This window comes from Streptosporangium sp. NPDC002607 (assembly GCF_053592655.1).
In genome coordinates, this window is record NZ_JBSFWD010000021.1 from 111,210 (window position 1) to 131,603 (window position 20,394).

Below are 20,394 nucleotides of genomic sequence, written 5' to 3' on the forward strand. Positions count from 1 at the left end.
CATGCTGAGCCATCCGTGGATCACTTACGCGACCGCCGTTCTGAGCGTCCGGATCACCAGGGCGCGCAACGCCCCCACCCGGGGGGCCTCCGCCGTCGAATGGGTCATCATCACGGCCATCATCGCCGGGGTGGCGCTCGGCCTCGCCACGCTCATCAAGACCCTCGTCGAGGGGAAGCAGGCGGAGATCTCCAGTCAGTTCGGCGGCGGGGGCGGCGGGGGCGGGGGCGGCGACCTTGGAGACCCGTGACCGTGAGCGGGGCCGCCCTGGGAACGGGGGGGCCAAGCCCGGCCGGGACGGCAGCCGGAGCGGTGAACGCGGCGCCACGGGACGCGGTGCGCGTTCGGCCGCGCGCCGACGAGGCCGGGGCGGTGAACGCGGCGCCACCGTGATCGAGTTGGCGATCATCATGCCGGTGGTGCTGGTCGTCATCCTGCTCATCGTGCAGTCCGCCCTCTGGTTCCACGGGCGCCAGATCGCCGACGCCGCGGCCAGGGAGGGGGCGCGGCTGGCCCGGGTCGACACCGAGTCCTGGCAGCAGGACGCCGAGTCCCGCGCCCAGGAGGTGATCCGGACCGTCGGCCCGAAGCTCCTGGAGGGCGCCACGGTCACCGCCTGGGCGGAGGGCGACCAGCGGGGGGTCGAGGTGACCGCCTCGGCGGTCCAGGTCGTCCCGCTGCTGCCCTCCACCACGTTCACGGTCACCGCGCGCTTCGGCGGTCCCATCGAGTGTTTCCGGCCCGACGACGGAAGCGAAGGATGCGAGTGAGCCGGCGGATTCCCGCGGCCGGGGACGATCGAGGGTCGCTCAGCGCCGAGACGGTGCTGCTGGCCCCGGTCTTCCTGCTCTTCCTGCTGTTCCTGGTCGGCGCGGGAAGGGTGGTGGAGGCCCAGGGCGAGGTCAACGGCGCCGCCAGGGACGCCGCCAGGGCCGCCTCCGTCGAGCGCACGCTGGCCGACGCCGAGGACGCCGCGGCCGAGGTGGCCCGCGCCGCGCTGTCGGGCGAGTGCGAGCCCGAGGTCAGCCTGGCCGGTACGGACTGGAAGGAGGGCGGCCGGGTCCACGCCCAGGTGACCTGCTCCCTGGATCTGGAGTTCCTCGGCTTCGGCGCCGCCAAGGAGATGAAAGGCGACTCGGTGGTCCCGCTGGAGCAGTTCCGGAGAGTCGAGTGAATCTCGTGAACCCACCCTCGCGGTGCCGAGGCCTCGCCCGTCCAACGGTGGCATGCCGGGCGTCCGGGCGTCCGGCGGGTTCGGGTGCCGGGAGAGGACGCCACGGCGAGCGAGGGTCGATGTCGATCTTCACGGTGATCTTCTCGGTGGTGGTGTTCCTGCTGGCCGGGCTGCTCGTGGACGGCGGGGCCGCCATCAACGCCCGGCTGCGGGCCGCCGACATCGCCGAGCAGGCCGCCAGGGCCGCCGCGGACCAGATCGACGTCGAGCACCTGCGCGCCACCGGCCAGGCCCGGCTGCTGGGAGAGGGGGAGGTCTGCGCGAAGGCCGAGGAGATCGTCTCGGCGCACGGCGCCGGCGACGTCCAGCTCACCCGGTGCGCGCTCGGCGGCGCCCAGGCCGAGGTCACCGTGAACGTCTCCGTCACCTGGAAGGCGTTCTTCCTGGCCGCGTTCGGTTTCCCCGGCTCGGACATGGAGGCCCTGGCCGCGGCGGGGCCGGACATCGGGGCAGACCAATTGCCGTGAATCGCTGGCCCACCGGTTGACCGACGACGAATCTGGACGGGGAGGGAGACGAATGCCCACGCGACAGCCCGTGCGTATCAAGGACAGGCGCACACCGGGAGACCTGCTGGCGGGCCTCGGCGCGCTGGCCGTCCTGGTCGCGCTCATCGCGGGGGTCCCCTACGCCCTGTTCCGGCTGGCCGGGCCGCCGCTCCCGCCGGAGCTGCGCGACCTCGACCTGCTGACCAGCCAGGTGGGCACGAGCACGATCGTCGCGATCCTCGTGCTGCTGGTCTGGCTCGCCTGGCTGCAGATGGTGGTCTGCGTGCTGGTCGAGATCTACGCCGGAGTGCGCCGGGTCGGGATGCCGGCCCGGGTGCCGTTCTCCGGGGGCACCCAGATGTTCGCCAACCGGCTGGTCTCGGCGGCCATGCTGCTGTTCACCGTCTCGGCGGTGGCCCTGCCGATCGCGAAGCTGACCAGCCTGCCGCCCGCGACCTCCGCCATCGTCTCGACCGGGCTGTCGGCGGCGTCGGCCCCGGCCGGCGCCGAGCGGGTGGAGCTGGCGCCGGTGCAGAAGGCCAAGAAGGTCTACGTGGTGCAGCCGCCGCACGGCCGCCACCACGAGAGCCTGTGGGAGATCGCGGAGAAGTGCCTCGGTGACGGGCGGCGGTATCCGGAGATCTACCGGCTCAACCAGCACAGGGAGCAGCCGGACGGCAGCCGCCTGCGGATGGCCGACCTGATCAGGCCAGGCTGGGTGCTGGACATGCCGGACGACGCGCGCAACGTGCACATCGTCCCGGCGTCCCAGCCGCGCGACGACACCCTCAAGGACCACCCCGGCAAGCCCGCCGAGCTGGACGGCCGTACCCAGACCTTCACCCCGGGCGGTGCGGACCTCCCGGCGGAGCCCGCACCCGAGCTCTCCACTCCCGGCGAGGGCGCGGGCCAGGCGCGGGAGACCGGCCGGGGACAGGACGGGCGCCACGAGGTGGCCGGGCACCGTCCCGACACCGCCGCCGAGCGCGGCGCCTCGCACGACCCGCGCCAGGTGCCCGTCCCCAAGGCGACCGCCGAGCGCGGTCCGGACACGGCGGCCACCGGCGCGCCCGCCACCACCGCGCCCGGGCGGCAGGATCCCGGCCCGGCGGACCCGGGAGCGGCGGTGGCGGGGCCCGCGGAGAACGGGCAGCACACCGGGCTGGAGATGCTCGACTACCTGGCCGGGGCCTCGCTGGCCGCGGCCGGACTGCTGGTGGCGCTCGGCCGCAGGCGCAGGCGGCAGCTCTGGCACCGGGCGTTCGGGCGCCGGATCACCCGGCCGAGGGACGACGCCGCCCAGGCCGAGCTGGCGCTCAGGCTCGGCGCGGACGCCCCGGGCAGCCGGATGCTCGACGTCGGGCTCCGGCTGCTGGGCAGGTCCCTCGCCGCCCAGAACCGCGTCCCGCCCACGGTCTACGCGGCCCACCTGTCACCGCAGACCCTCGACCTGTGGATCCATCCGCCGGACCCCGACGCGCCCGCGCCCTGGAGTGCCCACGACGGAGGCCAGGTCTGGCGGCTTCCCGCGCACGAGGGCCGGATGCTCGACGAGCAGGCACTCACCGACGCGCCCGCGCCGTACCCGGGGCTGGTCTCGCTCGGTTCCAGCGGTGAGGGCCGGGTGCTCGTCGACCTGGAGGCCGCTCACGGTCCGATCAGCATCGGGGGCGCGCAGGCCACCGCCGCTCTGGCGGCGCTCGCCGTGGAGCTGGCGACCAACCGCTGGTCGGACCGGATGCGCGTCACGCTGGTCGGCTTCGGCGAGGAGCTGACCGTGATCGCCTCCGACCGGATCAGGTACGTGGGCAGCCTGGCGGAGATCCTGCCCGAGCTGGAGGCGTCGGGCAAAGACGGCGGTAACCGAGGCGAGGTGCTCACCGGCAGGATCCACGGACGCGCCGCCGACCCGGTCTGCACCCCGCACTACCTGCTGTCCGCGATCGCCCCCACCGAGGAGGAAGGCCGCCGCCTGGCGCTGCTCGCCAGGAAGGGCGTCAGGACCGCCGCCGGGTACGTCATCGCGGGCGACGTGCCGCACGCCACCTGGAACTGGACGATCACCGAGGAGGGCCGCGCCAGGGTGGACGCGCTCGGGTTCGACGTGGCCGCGCAGCTGCTGCCACGGCGGCAGTACCGGGCACTGATCGATCTGTTCCTGGCGACCGAACGGCTGGAGGGCGAGCCGCTCGCCGATGAGCCGGAACCGGTCACCCAGACACCCGCGGTCGAGGTGCGGATCCTCGGCCCCGCCGAGGTCGTCGGTCCCTCGCCGATGGAGGAGGGGCGAGCCGTGATCGCGGTCGAGCTCGTCGTCTACCTGGCGACGCACCCCGGCGGCGTCCACCCCGTCGTGCTCGGCGGCATCCTCTGGCCACGTGGCGTGCAGGCGGTCGTCAGGGACGCCACGATCGCCAGGGTCGTCGCGTGGCTGGGCGCCGACAGCCAGGGGCGGCCCAACCTCTACGCCGACACCTCGGGGCGCCTGCGGCTCGGCCCCGAGGTGCGCACCGACTGGATGCTCTTCCGCGACCTCGTCCGGCAGTCGCACGCCAACCCCGGCGGGCGTCCCGAGCTCCTCGATCGGGCACTGGGCCTGGTACGGGGTCCGCTGCTGAACGGCCGCCCGCGTGGCCGCTACGCCTGGCTGGCAGCCGACGACCTGGAGTACAACGTGACCGCGGGTGTCGCGGACGCCGCGCACCGGCTCTGCGAGGTACGGCTGGCCCGCGGTGAGACCGACCAGGCGGTGGCGGCGGTGCGGGCCGGGCTGCTGCTGGCCGCCGATGACGAGGGGCTCTGGCGCGACCTGCTGCGGGCCACGCATCTCACCGACGACCCCGTCCGCCTGCGTGCCGTGGCCGACGCCCTGCACCGGCGGGCCGCCTCCCACCCCTACGGCGGTGGGATGGCACCGGAGACCGAGGCCCTCATCGATGAGCTGCTGCCCTCGTGGCGGATGCGCTCGGCCCCGACGGCATGACGGGCCCGGCGGGCCCGGTCCGCGCGCCGGGGGTCACGCGGGGTCGCGGCGCGGCGGATGCCCTGCCGGAGACCCACCACGGGAGCGGCGGCGCGGTGGGCCGCCGGATGCGGGGCGAGGGCGGCAGGGGAGCCATGCCGAATCGTGCATATCGGTGGTTCCGGCGGGCGGACGCTCCTAGCGTGATCGGTGTGCGTGTGGTGATCGCGCTGGTCATGCTCCTGTCGGCGGCCTGTACCCCGTCGGAGGCTCAGCCGTTCACTCCCGTCGATCTTTCGGACACCTCTCCCGTCGAGACCTCCTCGCGAGTTCCCGCGCGGCCCTCCCCGCAGGACTCGGCGCGGTCGGCCGCGCCGCGAGAGGAGAAGGTCGGGGTCGCGCCGGGAGTGCGGGTGGTGGTCGAGTGGCCCGCCGCGCCCGACGCCGACACGACCGCGATGATCGAGGTTCTCCGCGACTACTTCGCCGGAGCCTTCAGGGCGGTCGTGAGCGAGGGCCGTGACACCGGCTACCTCGACGTGGTCGAGTACGACGCGGTCGACGACGCGTCCTCCTGGGTGGGGGCGTTTCTCGACGAGCGCAGGTCGGTGCGGGGGACCGCCCGGCTGTACGCCCTGAACGTCAGCGCGGTCAGCGGCTCGGGCGACGACCGGGGGGCGCAGCTGGACGTCTGCGTCGACGAGTCGAAGATGCGCCTCCTCGACTCCTCCACCGGCAAGCCCGTCGCCAGGCAGCCCGACTGGACCAGGAAGCCCTTCCTCCAGTCCGCCGCGATGGGGCGGGCCGCCGACGGGGGCTGGCGTATCAGGCTCTTCCGCCACGCGAAGCTCCCCGACGAGCGCGCGAAGGGCTGCCTCAGATGACTCTCTCCCCGCGGCCGGGACCCGGTCCCCACACCGGAGGTGTTCGATGATCGGAAAAGTGATCCTCGCGGGATTGCTGCTGTTCTCCCCCGCTGTGCCGTCCGACCCTCCCAGTACCGGGGGAGCGACCGGTGAGGGCTTCCAGCACGGCAACAAGGCCGGGGTCACCCTCAAGGACTCCCGGATCGTCGTCACGGGCACCGGGCTCAGCGGGAAGAACGATGGATATCGGATCAAGCGCCCCTGCTGGTACGAGCCCCGGGGCAACGCCGCCGACATGCTGGACTCGCAGCGAGACGCCCTTCCCGACGCCCTCCCCGGGCAGGAGTGGGAGAGGCGGAAGGAGGCGCTGGAGCCGTTCGAGGCCCGGATCGGCCAGGAGGGCACCTGGTGGCAGCGCGCCTACAACTCCGCCGATCCGAACGGGCTGGCGTGCGTGGCCGCGCTGGGCGAGCCCTACGTGTTCGCGCCCCCGAACACCACGCCGCCCGCCGGGATCACCATCGCCGAACTCGTCGAGATCGCCCGCGCCGCGCTGACCGTGCCCGAGCCGAAGATCGAGCTCAATCCGGACGCCAAGAGCTACGTCAACCTGCCGACCTGGGTCTGGCTGAGCGGCATCGGCGAGACCACCAGGTCCGTGACGGCGACGCTGCCCGGGGTGATGAGCGCCACCGTGACCGCCACCCTTGAGGACATCCGGATCGACGCGGGCACCACCGCCGACCGGGCGGAGGTCAAGGAGGAGTGCGGCCCCGGCGGCAAGCCGTACGCGAAGGGCGCCGCGTTCACCTGCGGCGTGCGCTACCTGCGGGCCTCGGTCGACCAGCCGCGTGACGCCTACGTGCTGACGGTCACCTCGGTCTGGCCCATCGAGATCGAGGACGACGTGGTGCCCTTCGCCTACGACCCGGTCGAGGTCGGGGTCACCCGCGACGTCCCGGTGGGCGAGGTGCAGAGCACCGTCAGGAAGACCGGATAGGTGTACCACCCATGGACGTCGGTGATGGCGGCCCGGTCGAATGATCTTGAAATGGGCGAGAGCCTCGTGACGTGGTGTGAGTCGACCAGGATTCACATCCGCCGGAGGCCCTCATGCCGCACCGTGACGCCCCGCTGACCGAGCTGGGCGCGCCTCATGGTCGAAGACGGCCGGCGTCACTCGCCGGCGATCGCCTTCTCGTGGATGAGCAGCCACCGCTTGACCGGCGTGCCGTAGTAGTAGCCGCCGAACCCGCCGGTGGACGGCAGGATGCGGTGGCAGGGGACGAACGGCGCGATCAGGTTCTGCGCGCACGCGCTCCCGGCCGCCCTGGCCGCCGTCCTCGGCAGGCCCGCCCGCTCGGCGAGCTCGGCGTAGCTGATCGTGACGCCCGGCGGGACCTCACGCAGGGCGGTGAGCAGCCGCTGCCGCTTGGGGGTGCCCGGCTGTTCCAGCGCCACGGAGTCGAGGGCCTTCAGGTCGCCGTCCAGGTAGTCGCGTACGGCACGCGCCGGGTGGCCCAGGTCGGCGGTCAGGGCCAGGCCCTCCGCCCGGAGGCCGGGGGAGAGCCGCGCGAACATCTCGTCCGGGGCGTCGGTGAAGCCCGCCGCGACCAGGACGCCCTCGCGGGCGAGCAGCGCCAGCGGCTCGGTCGGGGTGGCGAGTACCTGTGCTTCTATCATTCGGAACTCCAAAGATGCAGTGCGGCGTACGCCCGCCATGGACGCCACCGCTCGATGTGGTCTTCCGGGATGCCCAGGCAGGCCATGGCCCGCCGCAGGCCGAGGTCTCCGCCAGGCCAGGCGTCCGGGTCGCGCAGCGCCCGCAACGCGATGTAACCCGAGGTCCACGGCCCGATCCCGGGGACCTCAAGCAGTCCGGCCACCGCCTGGGCGGGCTGCTGTGCCCCGTCCAGGTCGATCTCGCCGTCCGCCACCCTGGCGGCGAGCGCCTTCAGCGTGGCCACCCGCCGCCCGGTCAGGCCCAGCCCGCCCAGATCAGCCTCGTGGAGCTCGGCCGCGGTCGGGAACAGGTGGGTCAATCTCTCGTCGACGCCCGTTCCGGGCTGCGGGCGCCCGGCTCGGGCGGTGACGCGCCCGAGGATGGTGCGGGCACCCGCGACGGAGATCTGCTGGCCGATCACGGCGCGGACGGCCACCTCGAAGCCGTCCCACGCGCCGGGCACCCGCAGCCCGGGACGGGCGGCGACGAGCGGTTCCAGCGAGGTCTCGCCAAGGGCGGCGGAGATGGCCTCGGGGTCCGCGTCGAGGTCGAGGAGGCGGCGGCAGCGGGCGACGATCCTGGCCAGGTGGCTGGTGTCGTCGACGCTCACGTCCAGCCGGACGTGGTCCACCTTGGGGGTCAGGGTGACCGTGCCACCGGGGACGGCGCGGCGGTAGGACGTGCCGTCCGCGTGCTCCAGACCGGGGATCGCCCGCGCGGCCAGGAACCGCATCAGGGCCGCGGCGTCGTACGGCTCCCTGCGATGTAGCCGCAGGGTCAGCGCGTCGCCCGAGACGTCGGCGCTGCATCGCGTGGTCGCCCGCAGCTCGCCCGGGGTGAACCCGTAGGTGTCCTTCATGGTCGCGTTGAACTGCCGGACGCTGCCGAAACCCGACGCGAACGCCACGTCGACGATCGGCAGCCCGGTCTCGGTCAGCAGTTGCTTGGCCAGCAGCAGGCGCTTGGTCCTGGCCACGGCCAGCGGTCCCACGCCGATCTCCGTGGTGAACAGCCGGTGCAGGTGCCGCCCGGTGATGTGCAGCCGCCCGGCCAGCCGGGCCATCCCGCCGTCGTCCGCCACGCCCTCGTCGATCAGCCGGAGCGCCCTGCCGACCAGGTCGCCCCGGTGGTCCCAGCCGGGATCGCCGGGGCTCAGCTCGGGCCGGCACCGCTTGCACGGCCGGAACCCGGCCGCCTCGGCGGAGGCCGCGTGGCGGTAGAACCGCACGTTGCGGCTGGCAGGGGTGCGTGCCGGGCAGATCGGCCGGCAGTAGATACGGGTGGAGGTGACCGCCGTGTAGAAGCGCCCGTCGAACCGGGCGTCCCTCGCGGCCACCGCGCGGTAACAGGCGTCGAAGTCGAGCTCTCTCACGGACATGCTGATGACGCTACTCGCAGCCCACCCCGTACGGCTGGCGGGAATCGGACATGGTCGTGGCGGTCGTCGCGGGGAGGGCGGTGATCCGCTGAGGCGTGCCTCGCGGGCGCGTCACTTGGAGGAGACGCCGACCCCGATCTCGAACTCCCGGTAGACGCGGGCCCAGAATCCGTCGCGTAGCCAGACGCGTGCCTCGGGGTAGGGACGGAGGGAGTGGCCCAGCTCCTTCTCCGCCTCGATGAGCAGCTCGGTGTCGATGACCGTGGGCAGGATCGGCCCCGGGAGCAGGTCGCGGATGTTGTCGCGGCCGCGGGTGAGGATCCACTTCTGGGCCACGTGCTCACCGACCTCCTCGACGCGCGGGCGGCTCGGGCCCAGCTTGGTGACCTGGCCCGCGGGGGCCTTGGGCTTGGCGGTGGCGGTGGCGGCGGCGGTGCGCCCGGCGAAGACCTGGGCGGGGGAGGGGGCGCTCGGGGCGGCCGGCACCGGGACCGGCGCGGGGGCCCGGCTGAAGAAGGAGCGCAGGAAGTCGGCACTGATGATCTCGACGGTGTCGGACTCCCAGACCAGGCGCTCGGCCTGGTTGGTGCCGTACGGCGGCTCCACCCCCCACAGGTGGATCCGCACCCCGTAGGCCTGGGCGGCCTCGACGGCGGGGACCATGTCCTCGTCCCCGGCCAGCAGTATGGTGTCGCTCACCGCGTGGTGCCTGGCCAGCGCCTCCAGGTCGCTCCTGATCTGCGCGTCCACGCCCTTCTGCTGGCCCCTCGCGTTGAGGTTGCCCAGGCGGACCTTGACCCAGGGGAGCTGCGCGATGACCCGCTGGTCGACGGTCGGCACCCGGTCGCGGGCGGCGTCGTACCAGTAGATCCTCAGCAGCTCGCCGTGGATTCGCTCCTCCGCGTGCTTCTGCAACGCCTGGATCAGTTCGTCCGCCGCGACCCGGTACTCCTTGCGCTCCTTGGCACTCAGAAGCACCTCTCCCGCCGCGGCGTACAGGTACCCGACGTCGACCAGGACGGCGTACTTCGCGGCGATGGGGTGTGACGTGAGGTCCAGGATGGTCATGTCGTCCTCCAGGCCTCGTAACTAGCTGATCGGCTGACTATATGCGCCCATTTCTTAGATGGTCCCAACTCTCGTGCAAGTTGACACCCCGTTCTGAGGATCTATCTCGGCAGTGCGCTCGATCTCCACGCACCTTGTCCGGTAGGAAGATGTTTTCGCATGCCATGTGAGTGATTGCTCCAGGATTTTGGCGTCTGCAGGGCTTTCGGGCCCGAAGTCGCGGCCGCGGTGTGCGCAGAGATAGCGATCACCACCGCGGCGATCTCCTCGGGGGTCGCATCCCCTTTAATGATCTTCAGGTGTCTCACAGCGGGATGTTCCCATGCTTCTTCGGCGGCAGGGTCGCGCGCTTGTTGCGCAGGGTCCTGAGCGCCTTGACGATCTGGACTCGGGTGTCGGAGGGGCGGATCACCGCGTCCACATACCCACGTTCGGCCGCGAGATACGGGTTGGCGAGCGTGTCCTCGTATTCAGCGATGAACCGGGCCCGCTGGGCGTCCGGATCGGCGGCCGAGGCGAGCTCGCGCCGGTAGAGGACGTTGACCGCGCCCTGCGCTCCCATCACCGCGATCTGCGCGGTCGGCCAGGCCAGGTTGATGTCGGCGCCCAGGTGCTTGGAACCCATGACGTCGTAGGCTCCACCGTACGCCTTGCGGGTGATGACCGTGACCAGCGGCACCGTCGCCTCGGCGTAGGCGTAGAGCAACTTGGCGCCGCGGCGGATGATCCCGTTCCATTCCTGGTCGGTGCCGGGAAGGAATCCGGGGACATCGACAAATGTCAGTACCGGAATGTTAAAGGCATCGCATGTACGCACGAATCTCGCGGCCTTCTCCGAGGCCGCGATGTCCAGCGTGCCCGCGAAACTCATCGGCTGGTTGGCGACGATCCCCACGGAGCGCCCTTCGACCCGGCCGAAACCCACCAGGATGTTCGGCGCGAACTGCGCGTGCACCTCAAGGAATTCGCCGTCGTCCAGGACGTGTTCGAGAACCGTGTGCATGTCGTAGGGCTGGTTCGCCGAGTCGGGGACCAGCGTGTCGAGCTCCCGATCGGAGTCGGTGGTCTCCAGCACCACCTCGGCGTCGAACACCGGGGTCTCGTCCATGTTGTTGGACGGCAGGTAGGAGAGCAGCGCCCTGGCGAACTCCAGGCAGTCGGCCTCGTCGGAGGCCTCGTAGTGGGCGACACCCGAGCGGGAGTTGTGCGTGTGCGCGCCGCCGAGCTCCTCGAACGTCACCTCCTCGCCGGTGACCGTCTTGATCACGTCGGGGCCGGTGATGAACATGTGCGACTTCTCCGACACCATCAGCACGAAGTCGGTGAGGGCCGGCGAGTAGACGGCGCCGCCCGCGCACGGGCCCATGATCAGCGAGATCTGCGGGATCACTCCCGAGGAGTGGACGTTCCGCTTGAAGATCTCGGCGTACAGGCCCAGCGAGACGACGCCCTCCTGGATGCGCGCCCCGCCGGAGTCGTTGATGCCGATCACCGGGCAGCCGGTCTTCAGCGCGTGGTCCATGACCTTGACGATCTTCTCTCCGAAGACCTCGCCCAGAGAACCGCCGAAGACCGTGAAGTCCTGGGAGAACACCGCCACGGGGCGGTCGTCGACGGTGCCGTATCCGGTCACGACCCCGTCGCCGTACGGACGCTCGCGCTCCATGCCGAAGCTCGTGGACCGGTGCCTGGCGAGTTCGTCGAACTCCACGAAGCTGCCCTCGTCCAGGAAGGCGAGGACCCGCTCCCTGGCGGTCATCTTGCCCTTCGCATGCTGTTTCTCGATGGCGCGCGCGGAACCCGCGTGGGCGGCCTCGTCCAGACGGCGTTCCAGATCGGCCAGTTTCCCGGCCGTCGTACGGATATCGGGTTCGGCGGCCGTGGTCTCGGCGCTCAAGGGCTCGCTCATGCCAGCAGGGTAAACCGCCCTCTGACAGTGCGAACTATCGGGGGCGACCGTTCGTTTTCCGGATGAGTCGGCTGATCGCCGGAGCCGTGATCCTGGAAGGGGGGAACATGCCGGACGCCATCGAGGCGGTGCGAACGCAGGGGCTGTTCAAGAGATTCGGGCAGCAGGTGGCCGTGGGAGGCGTCGACCTCGTGGTGCCCGCCGGCAGTTTCGCCGGGCTGGTCGGTCCCAACGGGGCGGGAAAGACCACCACGCTCAGCATGGTCACCGGCCTGCTGCGTCCCGACGGGGGTTCGATCCACATCGGTGGTGTCGACGTCTGGCGCGACCAGGTCGCGGTCAAGAGCCGCATCGGCGTGCTCCCCGAGGGGCTGCGCCTGTTCGAGCGGCTCTCCGGCAGGGAGTTGCTGTCCTACAACGGCCAGCTCCGAGGCATTCCCAGGGCCGAGGTGGAGCAGCGGGCGGAGGGGCTGCTGAAGGTCATGGGCCTGACCGAGTCGGCGGACAAACTCGTCGTCGACTACTCGACGGGTATGCGCAAGAAGATCGGCCTGGCCGCCGCGCTGCTGCACAACCCCGGTGTGCTCTTTCTCGACGAGCCGTTCGAGGGCGTCGACCCGGTCAGCGCCAACACGCTCGTCGAGGTGCTCAGGCGCTACACCGACTCCGGCTCGACCGTCGTCTTCTCCAGCCACGTCATGGAGCTCGTCGAGCGCCTGTGCGACTGGGTCTCGGTGATGGACGGCGGGCTGATCGTCGCCCAGGGGCCGCTGGACGAGGTCAGGGCGGGCCGCAGCCTCAACGAGGCGTTCCTGGGGCTGGTCGGCGCCCGGGGTGACGGTGCGAGCGGGCAGGAGGGCCTGTCATGGCTGGGCGCGACCCCGGCATGAGCGCGCCGGACCGGCAGCGGGCGGTGCCCGGGACCGTGCGGGTGGGGCCCTCGGTGTTCGTACGACTCAAGCTCCGGCTCGTCGCCGGCAACCTGCGCGGCAGCGTCCAGCACCTGCTGGGGTTCGTCTTCACGGTGATCGCCGCGATCGTCTTCGCCGCCCTGGGCTTTTTCGCCATGACCACGCTGCGTCTCGCGTCCGCCGAGGTCGCAGGCGACGTCGTCACCGTGCTGTTCGCCGCCTTCCTGGTGGGCTGGGCGGTCGTGCCGCTGCTCGCGTTCGGGCTGGACGACACGCTCGACCCGTCGCGGCTGGCGCTCTTCCCGCTGCGGACCGGCCAACTCGCCACCGGCATGTTCGCCGCCTCGATCACCGGCGTCTGGCCGGCCGCCACGCTGGTCGTCATGATCGGGGCCGTGGCCGGACTGGCCACGGGGGCCGGCGGGGTGCTCCTGGGCACGGTGGCGGTGCTGCTCCACTTCGCGCTCTGCGTCGTCCTCTCCCGGCTGGTCACCACGGCGCTCTCCAGCGTGCTGCGCACCCGCAGGGGCCGCGACGTGCTGGCCGTCTCGGTGATCTTCGTCGTGCTGGCGGCACAGCTGCCCAACCTGCTGCTCAACGGCGGTCTGTCGGCCGACCCGGGGGCGATGCTGCGCGGTACCGCCTCGGTGCTGCGCTGGACCCCGTCAGGTATGGCGGCGCACGCCGTCGCCGACGGAGGAGCGGCGGCCCTTCTGGCGATCGTCGTGCTCGCCGCCCTGGTCGCCGGGGTGGGGTGGCTGTGGATCGCGGCGCTGCGCCGCGCCCTGGTCTCCCCTGACGCCTCCACCCAGAGCTCCTCGGTGCGCAACTCCCGGGGCCTGCTGGCCAGGGTCCTGCCCGACGGCCCGCTCGCCGCGGTCGTGGGCAAGGAGTTCAGGTACGCCCGCCGTGATCCGCGGGGCAGGGTCGGCTGGTTCGCCGCCGTCGCGGTCGCGGGCATCATGGCCTTCTCGCTGAACGGCCAGGGCGGTCCGACCGGGGTCGCCCTGGCGGTCGCTCCCGCCTGCATCGGTGCGGCGCTGATCAGCATGCAGTGGTGCAACGCCTTCGGCATCGACGGCCGCTCGCTGTGGATGAACGCCGTCGCCTACGGCACCGACCGCGACTGGCGCACCGACATCGCGGGGCGGCACCTGGCCGTGGCGACGATCGGCGTGCCGGTGCTGCTGGTGCTCTCCCTGGTCGCGGCCCTGCTGGCCGGAGACGTCGGCTGGGCGGTCCCGGCCACCCTGACCGCCTGGGGCGTCCTCGGGGTCGGGCTCGGGGTGGGCGCGCTGACCAGCGTGCAGATGCCCTACACCGTGCCCGAACGCCTGAACGCCTTCACGGGTGCGGCTCCGGGGCAGGGCGGCATCGCCTTCGTCGCCTCGTTCGGCGCGCTGATCGGCACCGGCCTGCTCGTGCTGCCGATCGTGCTGCCGGTGCTGTTCGGCCTCACCTGGGTCGCCGCGCTGGCGGTGCCGTACGGACTGCTGCTCTCCGCCGGTGGCCGGAGAATCGCGGGTAAAGCCGCTTTCGCCAGGTATCCAGCGCTGCTGCAGGCGATCTCCAAGGCCGCCTGAATGGTCTAGTCCAATGGGTGAGACCGGTCTCCGCCGGAGAAAACGGACTGGGTACGCTGACGAACATGCCAGCCACCGTGTCTCATCAGGTAGAGCGTTCCTCCGCTGTCACCGAGATGCCCGACGAGCTGCGCGCGGACGTGCGACTGCTCGGCGAGCTTCTGGGGCAGGTCATCGCCGAGCATGGTGGCGATGACCTGCTCGCCGACGTCGAACGGCTGCGCAAGGCAGTCATCGGTGCCCGCCGCAGGCAGGTATCGGTCGACGAGATCACCGCGATGGTGGCCGAGTGGCCCGTCGATCGCGCGGTACAGATCGCCCGCGCGTTCACGTGCTACTTCCACCTGGCGAACCTGGCCGAGGAGCACTTCAGAATCCGCACGCTCAGGGTCCGCGACACCGGCGAGGAGCCGCTGCCGGAGTCCCTGGCCCAGGCGGTCCAGGAACTCGGTGGCGAGAAGGTCGCCGGCCTGGTCGAGGAGTTGCGCCTGCACCCGGTGCTGACCGCGCACCCCACCGAGGCCCGCAGGCGCGCCGTGGTCACCGCGATCCAGCGCATCAGCGGCCAGCTCGCCCTGTACAACAGCCCCGAGCGGGGTGCCGCCGAGCGGGCGGAGACCCGCCGGCGGCTGCTGGAGGAGATCGACCTGCTCTGGCGGACCGCCCAGCTCAGATCCACCAAGCTCGACCCGCGAGACGAGGTCCGCACCGCCATGGCGGCCTTCGACGAGACCCTCTTCCGGGTGGTCCCGCAGGTCTACCGCGCCCTGGACGCCGCGCTCGGCGGGGGCGGCGGCACCGAGAAGCCCCGGGCCCGCGCCTTCATCAGGTACGGCAGCTGGATCGGCGGCGACCGCGACGGCAACCCGAACGTCACGGCCAAGGTGACCAGGGACGCCGTGCTCATCCAGGCCGAGCACGTGCTGATCGCCCTGGAGACCGCCGCCGGCCGGATCGGCCGCTCGCTGACCCTCGCCGCCGGCTACGCCCCCGCCTCGCCCGAGCTGCGGGCCGCGCTGTCCGCCGCGGTGAACGACCACCCCGACCTGGTCTCGGAGATGGCCACCCGCTCCCCGCAGGAGCCGCACCGGCAGTGGCTGATGTTCGTCGCCGCCCGCATCGCGGCCACCAGGCAGCGCGGTCTCGACCTGGCCTACCGCTCGCCCGAGGAGCTCCTGGGCGATCTGCGGATCACCCAGGAGTCGCTGGTCGCGGCCGGGGCGAGGAGGCAGGCGTACGGGGAGCTGCAGCACCTCATCTGGCAGGTGGAGACGTTCGGTTTCCACCTGGCCGAGCTGGAGGTCCGCCAGCACTCGCAGGTCCACGCCGCCGCACTGGAGGAGATCGCCGCCGGGCGCGTCTCCGAGCGGACCGAGGAGGTCCTGGCCACGATCCGTACGATCGCCTGGATCCAGGAGCGGTTCGGGGTGAGTGCCTGCTCCCGCTACGTCGTCTCCTTCACCCGCTCGGCCGACGACATCGCCGCCGTGCACGCGCTGGCCGTGCACGCGCTGGGCGAGCGGGCCCCCCGGCTCGACGTGGTCCCGCTCTTCGAGTCGGGCGCCGACCTGGCGGCCGCCCCCAGCGTGCTGTCGGGGATGCTGGAGATCCCCGAGGTCCAGGCCAGGCTGGCCGACGACCGGCGCCTGGAGGTCATGCTCGGCTACTCCGACTCCGCCAAGGAACTCGGCCCGGCCGCGGCGACGCTGAAGCTGTACGAGGCCCAGGAGGCGCTGGCCGCCTGGTCGGCCGAGCACGACGTGCCGCTGACGCTCTTCCACGGCCGGGGCGGCGCCCTGGGCCGGGGCGGCGGTCCCGCCAACCGGGCGGTGCTCGCGCAGGCCCCGGGGTCGGTGGGCGGCAGGTTCAAGGTCACCGAGCAGGGCGAGGTCATCTTCGCCCGCTACGGCCACGACGCCATCGCCCGCCGTCACATGGAGCAGGTCACCTCCGCGGTGCTGCTCGCCTCCACCCCGTCCATCGAGGCGCGCACGGCCGAGGCCGCGGGACGCTTCCGGGCGGTGGCCGAGCAGGTCGCCTCCGCCTCGGAGAAGGCGTACCGGCTGCTGACCGAGGCGCCCGGCTTCCCCGAGTGGTTCTCCCTGGTCAGCCCGCTGGAGGAGATCGGCTCGCTCCGCCTGGGCTCCCGTCCGGCCCGGCGCGGCCTCGGCGCGCCCCGGTCCCTGGACGACCTGCGGGCCATCCCGTGGGTCTTCGCCTGGGCTCAGACCAGGGTCAACCTGCCCGGCTGGTACGGCCTGGGCAGCGGCCTGGAGGCGGTCATCTCCGAGGCGGGCCTGGACGAGCTGCGCGCCGCCTACCGGGAGTGGCCGCTGTTCGCCTCGCTGCTGGACAACGTGGAGATGTCGCTGGCCAAGACCGACCGCGACATCGCCGCCCGCTACCTCGCGCTCGGCGCCAGGGACGACTTCGTCGAGCAGGTCCTGGCCGAGTACGACCTGACCCGCCGCCTGGTCCTGGAGATCACCGGCCACACCCGCCTGCTGGAGGACCGCAAGGTGCTGTCCCGCGCGGTGCAGCTCCGCGACCCGTACGTCGACGCGCTCTCCCACCTGCAGCTCCGCGCCCTGTCCACGCTCCGCGCGGACGAGGGGCTGTCGGAGGAGGAGCGCGAGCGCCTGTCCACGCTGCTGCTGCTCTCGGTCAACGGCGTCGCCGCCGGTCTGCAGAACACGGGCTGATCTTCTCGCCACCGCCCGCGGGCCCCGCACCGGGCCGGCGGGCGGCGCTCACCGGCCGACGCGGTGCGCCCCCGCGTAGAGGTTGAAGCGCTCCTCGCGCAGGAAGCCGACCAGCGTCATGCCGAACTCCCTGGCCAGGTCGACGGCCAGGGAGGAGGGCGCGGAGACCGCGCAGACGACGGGCAGGCCCGCGGTGAGGGCCTTCTGCATGATCTCGTAGCTGGTCCGCCCGCTGACCATGAGCACGTGCCCGCCCAGCGGCAGCCTCCCGGTCATCATGGCCCAGCCGACCAGCTTGTCCACCGCGTTGTGCCGCCCCACGTCCTCGCGGACCGCGAGCGGCTCGCCTTCCGCGGTGAACAGCCCGGCCGCGTGCAGCCCCCCGGTCTTGCCGAAGACCCCCTGGGCCTGCCTCAGCCGGCCAGGAAGGCGGTACAGGACCTCGGGGGAGACGCGCAGCGGGTCATCGGCGGCGGGCAGCGGTGAGCAGCGGCCACGCAGGGCGTCGAGGCTGGCGGTGCCGCAGACGCCGCACGCGCTCGACGTCATGAAATGCCGGTCGAGCGACGGCAGATCGGGCAGGGCGTCGCCGCGCAGCCGCACGGTCACCGTGTTGTAGCGGGCCTCGGGCGGCACGTCGTCGTCCGCGCAGTAGGCGATGGACGCCACGTCGGCGGGTGCCGCGACGCCCTCGCCGTACAGGAACCCGGCGGCCAGTTCGAAGTCGTGCCCCGGGGTGCGCATGGTGATCGCGACGGTGCGGCGCTCCTCGCCCGCCTGGATCCGGATCTCCAGCGGCTCCTCGGTGGCCAGGTCGTCCCGGCGCTCGTGGAGCGTCCCCGAGCGCATCTGCCCGACCCGTGCCCGCGTGGTGGGCCCCGGCCTCCGCACGGCCGCCACCTCGATGCCGTCCCGCGGGTCAAGGTCTCTGCTCATGCGGTCATTTTCTCTTTTCGCTGCCGTCCGAACGGTTTCATCCCCGTTCGGAAAGCTGGGCTTCGCCTGCGCACCCAGACTTCGTTAATAGTATTCCCTGGTCATTGCCCTAATTCGGTAACAGGGGGTCGTTAGGGGAGGCAAGATGGCTAAGTGCTCGACTCGCCCTTCACTGATCTCGACCGTCCGCCGCTCTCCCAGGCGGCGCTCACCCGCGCGCTGGTCCGTCCCGGCGGCCTCTGGTCCGACATCGCCGTCGTCGCCAGGACCGGATCGACCAACGCCGACCTCGCGCAGGCCGTCCGCGACGGTGCGCGGCAGGGAGCCGTCGTCGTCGCGGAGGCCCAGTTCGCCGGGCGCGGCAGGCTCGGCAGGGCCTGGACTGTTCCGCCGCGCTCCGGCCTGACCTTCTCGGTGCTCCTGCGCCCCGACCCGCCCCCGGACAGGCAGAGCTGGCTGTCCCTGCTCGTCGCCCTCGCGGTCGCGTCGGCCGTGCGGAAGGTCGCCGAGGTCGACGTCCGGCTCAAGTGGCCCAACGACCTGCTGATCGGCGGGCGCAAGGTCGCCGGGGTGCTCGCCGAGCGGATCGACAACGCGGTGATCGTGGGCGTCGGGCTCAACGTGAGCGTGCGCGCCGAGGAACTGCCGGTGGAGACCGCCACCTCGCTGGCCATCGAGAAGGCCGCCTGCGTCGACCGCGACCCGATCCTGCGGGCGGCGCTGCGGGAGATCGAGCTCCACTACCGGGAGTGGTCGGAGGCGGACGGCGACGCCGAGGCGTGCGGCCTGCGGGCCGCCTATCTCGCGATCAGCGCCACGGTCGGCCAGGAGGTCCGGGTGGAGCTGCCGGGCGAGCGGGTGCTCACCGGCACGGCCACCGGTATCGACGGCGCCGGCCACCTGCTCGTCAGCTCCAAGGGGCAGGAACACGCGCTCAGCGCGGGAGACGTCGTGCATGTTCGTCCGCACAGCTCATGACGTGGGGCATGCAGGCGTGCCACGATTTGCCCCATGGGTCTACCCGATCACCACATGACGGAGGGGGAGCGGCGAATCCGGTCGTTCCACCCGCACTGGAAGCGCCTCATCGGCCCGTTCCTCGCGTTGATTCTGATCATCGCGGGGTCCGGCGCCGCCATTTTCTTCATGCCCGCCTTCGAATACGACTCCTACGCGCGCATCGCGGTGGCCGTGGTCGCCATCGGTCTGCTGACCGTGTGGTCGTTCGTGCCGTACCTGAGGTGGAAGAACACCTCGTACGTGCTCACCTCGCACCGGTTCACCATCAGTACGGGGGTGCTGAACAAATCCATAGACGACATCCCGATGGCGAAGGTCAACACGGTCAGCGCCGACCAGACCCTGATGGAGAGGGTCCTCGGCTGCGGCACGCTCGTCGTCGAGTCGGCGGGCGACCATGGCCGGATCACGCTGCGGGACATCCCGCGGATCCAGGATGTGCGGGCCGAGGTGTTCCGCGCGCTCGACGACGCGATCGACGGGGAGCCATCGGAACACGGCGGGCGGTGACCGGTGGGGCGTAACCCCCTGGGCCGGGGGGAAGGCGCGGGCGGAGAGGAGGAGATCTTCGCGGGACGTCCCACGGCCGAGCAGATCGAGCACCTGTTCGTCGGCACCTCTCCCAGCTACACCCGGATCCAGGTGGCGAGCCTCGCCGAGCTCCCGCAGGAGCTCACCGAGCGGATCTGGCGCGCGCTGGGGTTCGCCACGCTCCCCGACGACGAGGTGGCCTTCACCGACGCGGACGTGACGGTGCTCAAGCGGGTCCGGATGATGATGGAGAGCGGCCTGCTGGACGACCGGACCGTCATCCGGATGGCCAGGGCGCTCGGCCAGACGACTGCCAGGCTCGCGCAGTGGCAGGCCGAGATCATGATCGGTGCCATGCTCGACCCCGGCCGGCGTCCCACCGACGAGGACCTGGCGAGGGTCATGGAGACCGCGCGCCGGCTGCTCCCCGACTTCGAGCAGGTCCTGATCCACGTCTGGCGAGCCCAGCTCGCCGCCGCGGGGACCCGCCTGCTGGCGATCGCCGACATCACCGACGAGATCGTGCCGACCCGGCTCACCCTCGCGGTGGGCTTCGCCGACCTGGTCGCCTTCACCCGGGTCGCCCGCGAGCTGGACGAGCGGGGCCTGGCCGAGCTGGTCGAGGGCTTCGAGGCACGGGCCTCCGACGTGGTCGCCGAGCACGGGGGGCGGCTGGTCAAGACACTCGGCGACGAGGTGCTCTTCACGGCGGCCGACCCGCGGACCGCGGCCATGATCGCTCTGGACCTGGTCGGCGTCATCCAGCGGTACGGGCTCGACGCGCGGATCGGGCTGGCGTACGGCCCGGTGCTGCCGATCATGGGCGATGTCTTCGGGACCACGGTCAACCTGGCCGCCAGGCTCACGGCCATCGCCCGCCCCGGCACCATCGTCGTCGACAGCGAGCTGGCCGAGGCGCTGAAGGGCGCGCCGGGCGTCGAGGTCGGCCGCATCCGGCGGCGGCCTGCCCGGGGTCTGGGGGTGGTGCAGCCGTACGTGCTGCGCCGGGCTGGTAATGATTGAGGCGGGGGCTTCTCCAAGGCCGTCCAACCGGTAAGCGAGTCCCGTGGGGCTCGGTGAGTT

Annotated in this window: 19 protein-coding genes; 13 read left to right on the forward strand and 6 right to left on the reverse strand. The window is 72.0% G+C overall.

Features of this window, described 5'->3' with window-relative positions; translation table 11 throughout:
- The first annotated feature begins 1 nt into the window (after window position 1).
- The 7 genes from ACWD3H_RS23905 (at window position 2) to ACWD3H_RS23935 (ending at window position 6,550) form a co-directional block, all read left to right on the forward strand.
- Complete coding sequence (locus tag ACWD3H_RS23905; protein WP_350911829.1) at window positions 2–250, forward strand: hypothetical protein; 249 nt, start codon at window positions 2–4, stop codon at window positions 248–250.
- Window positions 251–389: 139 nt separating this feature from the next.
- On the forward strand, window positions 390–770 hold the full coding sequence (locus tag ACWD3H_RS23910; protein WP_350911831.1) for a TadE family protein: 381 nt from the start codon (window positions 390–392) through the stop codon (window positions 768–770).
- Window positions 767–1,174, forward strand: a complete 408-nt coding sequence (locus ACWD3H_RS23915) for a TadE/TadG family type IV pilus assembly protein (protein ID WP_355552934.1) — start codon at window positions 767–769, stop codon at window positions 1,172–1,174. Before ACWD3H_RS23910 ends, ACWD3H_RS23915 begins: the two co-directional genes overlap by 4 nt.
- 119 nt (window positions 1,175–1,293) lie before the next feature.
- Window positions 1,294–1,701, forward strand: a complete 408-nt coding sequence (locus ACWD3H_RS23920; RefSeq protein WP_451956525.1) for a pilus assembly protein TadG-related protein — start codon at window positions 1,294–1,296, stop codon at window positions 1,699–1,701.
- Window positions 1,702–1,753: 52 nt separating this feature from the next.
- Complete coding sequence (locus tag ACWD3H_RS23925; protein ID WP_451956526.1) at window positions 1,754–4,705, forward strand: hypothetical protein; 2,952 nt, start codon at window positions 1,754–1,756, stop codon at window positions 4,703–4,705.
- Window positions 4,706–4,887: 182 nt separating this feature from the next.
- Window positions 4,888–5,568 carry a hypothetical protein gene (locus ACWD3H_RS23930; RefSeq protein WP_355552926.1) on the forward strand — a complete coding sequence of 227 codons (681 nt, stop codon included), beginning with the start codon at window positions 4,888–4,890 and terminating at the stop codon, window positions 5,566–5,568.
- Between the two features lie 46 nt (window positions 5,569–5,614).
- Window positions 5,615–6,550 (forward strand): hypothetical protein, encoded by a 936-nt coding sequence (locus tag ACWD3H_RS23935; protein WP_451956527.1) that lies wholly within the window; start codon window positions 5,615–5,617, stop codon window positions 6,548–6,550.
- 176 nt (window positions 6,551–6,726) lie between these two features.
- Here the strand turns inward: ACWD3H_RS23935 and ACWD3H_RS23940 are convergent, their stop codons facing one another.
- From ACWD3H_RS23940 to ACWD3H_RS23960, 5 genes are all read right to left on the reverse strand, one after another.
- Window positions 6,727–7,233, reverse strand: a complete 507-nt coding sequence (locus tag ACWD3H_RS23940; protein WP_451956528.1) for a methylated-DNA--[protein]-cysteine S-methyltransferase — start codon at window positions 7,231–7,233, stop codon at window positions 6,727–6,729.
- Window positions 7,230–8,651, reverse strand: coding sequence for an AlkA N-terminal domain-containing protein (locus ACWD3H_RS23945; RefSeq protein WP_451956529.1), 1,422 nt, complete (start codon window positions 8,649–8,651; stop codon window positions 7,230–7,232). Before ACWD3H_RS23945 ends, ACWD3H_RS23940 begins: the two co-directional genes overlap by 4 nt.
- 111 nt (window positions 8,652–8,762) lie before the next feature.
- Window positions 8,763–9,719, reverse strand: coding sequence for an NYN domain-containing protein (locus tag ACWD3H_RS23950; protein WP_350911846.1), 957 nt, complete (start codon window positions 9,717–9,719; stop codon window positions 8,763–8,765).
- Between the two features lie 101 nt (window positions 9,720–9,820).
- Complete coding sequence (locus tag ACWD3H_RS23955; protein WP_350911848.1) at window positions 9,821–10,027, reverse strand: acyl-CoA carboxylase subunit epsilon; 207 nt, start codon at window positions 10,025–10,027, stop codon at window positions 9,821–9,823.
- A complete protein-coding gene (locus ACWD3H_RS23960; RefSeq protein WP_451956530.1) occupies window positions 10,024–11,628 on the reverse strand; it encodes an acyl-CoA carboxylase subunit beta in 1,605 nt (534 codons plus the stop codon). The genes ACWD3H_RS23955 and ACWD3H_RS23960 overlap by 4 nt, the downstream gene beginning before the upstream one ends.
- A 107-nt stretch (window positions 11,629–11,735) precedes the next feature.
- Between ACWD3H_RS23960 and ACWD3H_RS23965 the strand changes: the two genes are divergently transcribed.
- The 3 genes from ACWD3H_RS23965 to ACWD3H_RS23975 all read left to right on the forward strand — a co-directional run bounded on the left by ACWD3H_RS23965 (window position 11,736) and on the right by ACWD3H_RS23975 (window position 16,824).
- Window positions 11,736–12,518: an ABC transporter ATP-binding protein gene (locus tag ACWD3H_RS23965; RefSeq protein WP_355552909.1), complete on the forward strand. Its 783-nt coding sequence runs from the start codon at window positions 11,736–11,738 to the stop codon at window positions 12,516–12,518.
- Window positions 12,494–14,122, forward strand: a complete 1,629-nt coding sequence (locus ACWD3H_RS23970; protein ID WP_451956531.1) for a hypothetical protein — start codon at window positions 12,494–12,496, stop codon at window positions 14,120–14,122. The genes ACWD3H_RS23965 and ACWD3H_RS23970 overlap by 25 nt, the downstream gene beginning before the upstream one ends.
- A 65-nt stretch (window positions 14,123–14,187) precedes the next feature.
- Entirely contained in the window at window positions 14,188–16,824 is a 2,637-nt protein-coding gene (locus ACWD3H_RS23975) for a phosphoenolpyruvate carboxylase (protein WP_451956532.1), read from the forward strand.
- Between the two features lie 48 nt (window positions 16,825–16,872).
- Here ACWD3H_RS23975 and fdhD read toward each other — a convergent pair whose 3' ends face one another.
- Window positions 16,873–17,760, reverse strand: coding sequence for a formate dehydrogenase accessory sulfurtransferase FdhD (fdhD, locus tag ACWD3H_RS23980; RefSeq protein WP_451956533.1), 888 nt, complete (start codon window positions 17,758–17,760; stop codon window positions 16,873–16,875).
- Between the two features lie 153 nt (window positions 17,761–17,913).
- On the opposite strand from fdhD, the gene ACWD3H_RS23985 reads away from it, so the two are divergent.
- The 3 genes from ACWD3H_RS23985 to ACWD3H_RS23995 are packed head-to-tail and all read left to right on the forward strand — an operon-like array spanning window position 17,914 to window position 20,334.
- Entirely contained in the window at window positions 17,914–18,738 is an 825-nt protein-coding gene (locus ACWD3H_RS23985; protein ID WP_451956534.1) for a biotin--[acetyl-CoA-carboxylase] ligase, read from the forward strand.
- Between the two features lie 33 nt (window positions 18,739–18,771).
- Window positions 18,772–19,290: a PH domain-containing protein gene (locus ACWD3H_RS23990; RefSeq protein ID WP_355552896.1), complete on the forward strand. Its 519-nt coding sequence runs from the start codon at window positions 18,772–18,774 to the stop codon at window positions 19,288–19,290.
- Between the two features lie 3 nt (window positions 19,291–19,293).
- Window positions 19,294–20,334 (forward strand): adenylate/guanylate cyclase domain-containing protein, encoded by a 1,041-nt coding sequence (locus tag ACWD3H_RS23995; protein WP_451956535.1) that lies wholly within the window; start codon window positions 19,294–19,296, stop codon window positions 20,332–20,334.
- Window positions 20,335–20,394: the final 60 nt, after the last annotated feature.

Excerpts from the sequence above, each read along its gene's own strand:
- ACWD3H_RS23960 (WP_451956530.1), bottom strand. The coding sequence starts at position 11,628 with ATGAGCGAGCCCTTGAGCGCCGAGACCACGGCCGCCGAACCCGATATC.
- ACWD3H_RS23925 (WP_451956526.1), top strand. The coding sequence starts at position 1,754 with ATGCCCACGCGACAGCCCGTGCGTATCAAGGACAGGCGCACACCGGGA.
- ACWD3H_RS23965 (WP_355552909.1), top strand. The coding sequence starts at position 11,736 with ATGCCGGACGCCATCGAGGCGGTGCGAACGCAGGGGCTGTTCAAGAGA.
- ACWD3H_RS23920 (WP_451956525.1), top strand. The coding sequence starts at position 1,294 with ATGTCGATCTTCACGGTGATCTTCTCGGTGGTGGTGTTCCTGCTGGCC.
- ACWD3H_RS23970 (WP_451956531.1), top strand. The coding sequence starts at position 12,494 with ATGGCTGGGCGCGACCCCGGCATGAGCGCGCCGGACCGGCAGCGGGCG.
- ACWD3H_RS23990 (WP_355552896.1), top strand. The coding sequence starts at position 18,772 with ATGGGTCTACCCGATCACCACATGACGGAGGGGGAGCGGCGAATCCGG.
- ACWD3H_RS23940 (WP_451956528.1), bottom strand. The coding sequence starts at position 7,233 with ATGATAGAAGCACAGGTACTCGCCACCCCGACCGAGCCGCTGGCGCTG.
- ACWD3H_RS23950 (WP_350911846.1), bottom strand. The coding sequence starts at position 9,719 with ATGACCATCCTGGACCTCACGTCACACCCCATCGCCGCGAAGTACGCC.
- ACWD3H_RS23975 (WP_451956532.1), top strand. The coding sequence starts at position 14,188 with ATGCCAGCCACCGTGTCTCATCAGGTAGAGCGTTCCTCCGCTGTCACC.
- ACWD3H_RS23945 (WP_451956529.1), bottom strand. The coding sequence starts at position 8,651 with ATGTCCGTGAGAGAGCTCGACTTCGACGCCTGTTACCGCGCGGTGGCC.
- fdhD (WP_451956533.1), bottom strand. The coding sequence starts at position 17,760 with ATGAGCAGAGACCTTGACCCGCGGGACGGCATCGAGGTGGCGGCCGTG.
- ACWD3H_RS23935 (WP_451956527.1), top strand. The coding sequence starts at position 5,615 with ATGATCGGAAAAGTGATCCTCGCGGGATTGCTGCTGTTCTCCCCCGCT.
- ACWD3H_RS23905 (WP_350911829.1), top strand. The coding sequence starts at position 2 with ATGCTGAGCCATCCGTGGATCACTTACGCGACCGCCGTTCTGAGCGTC.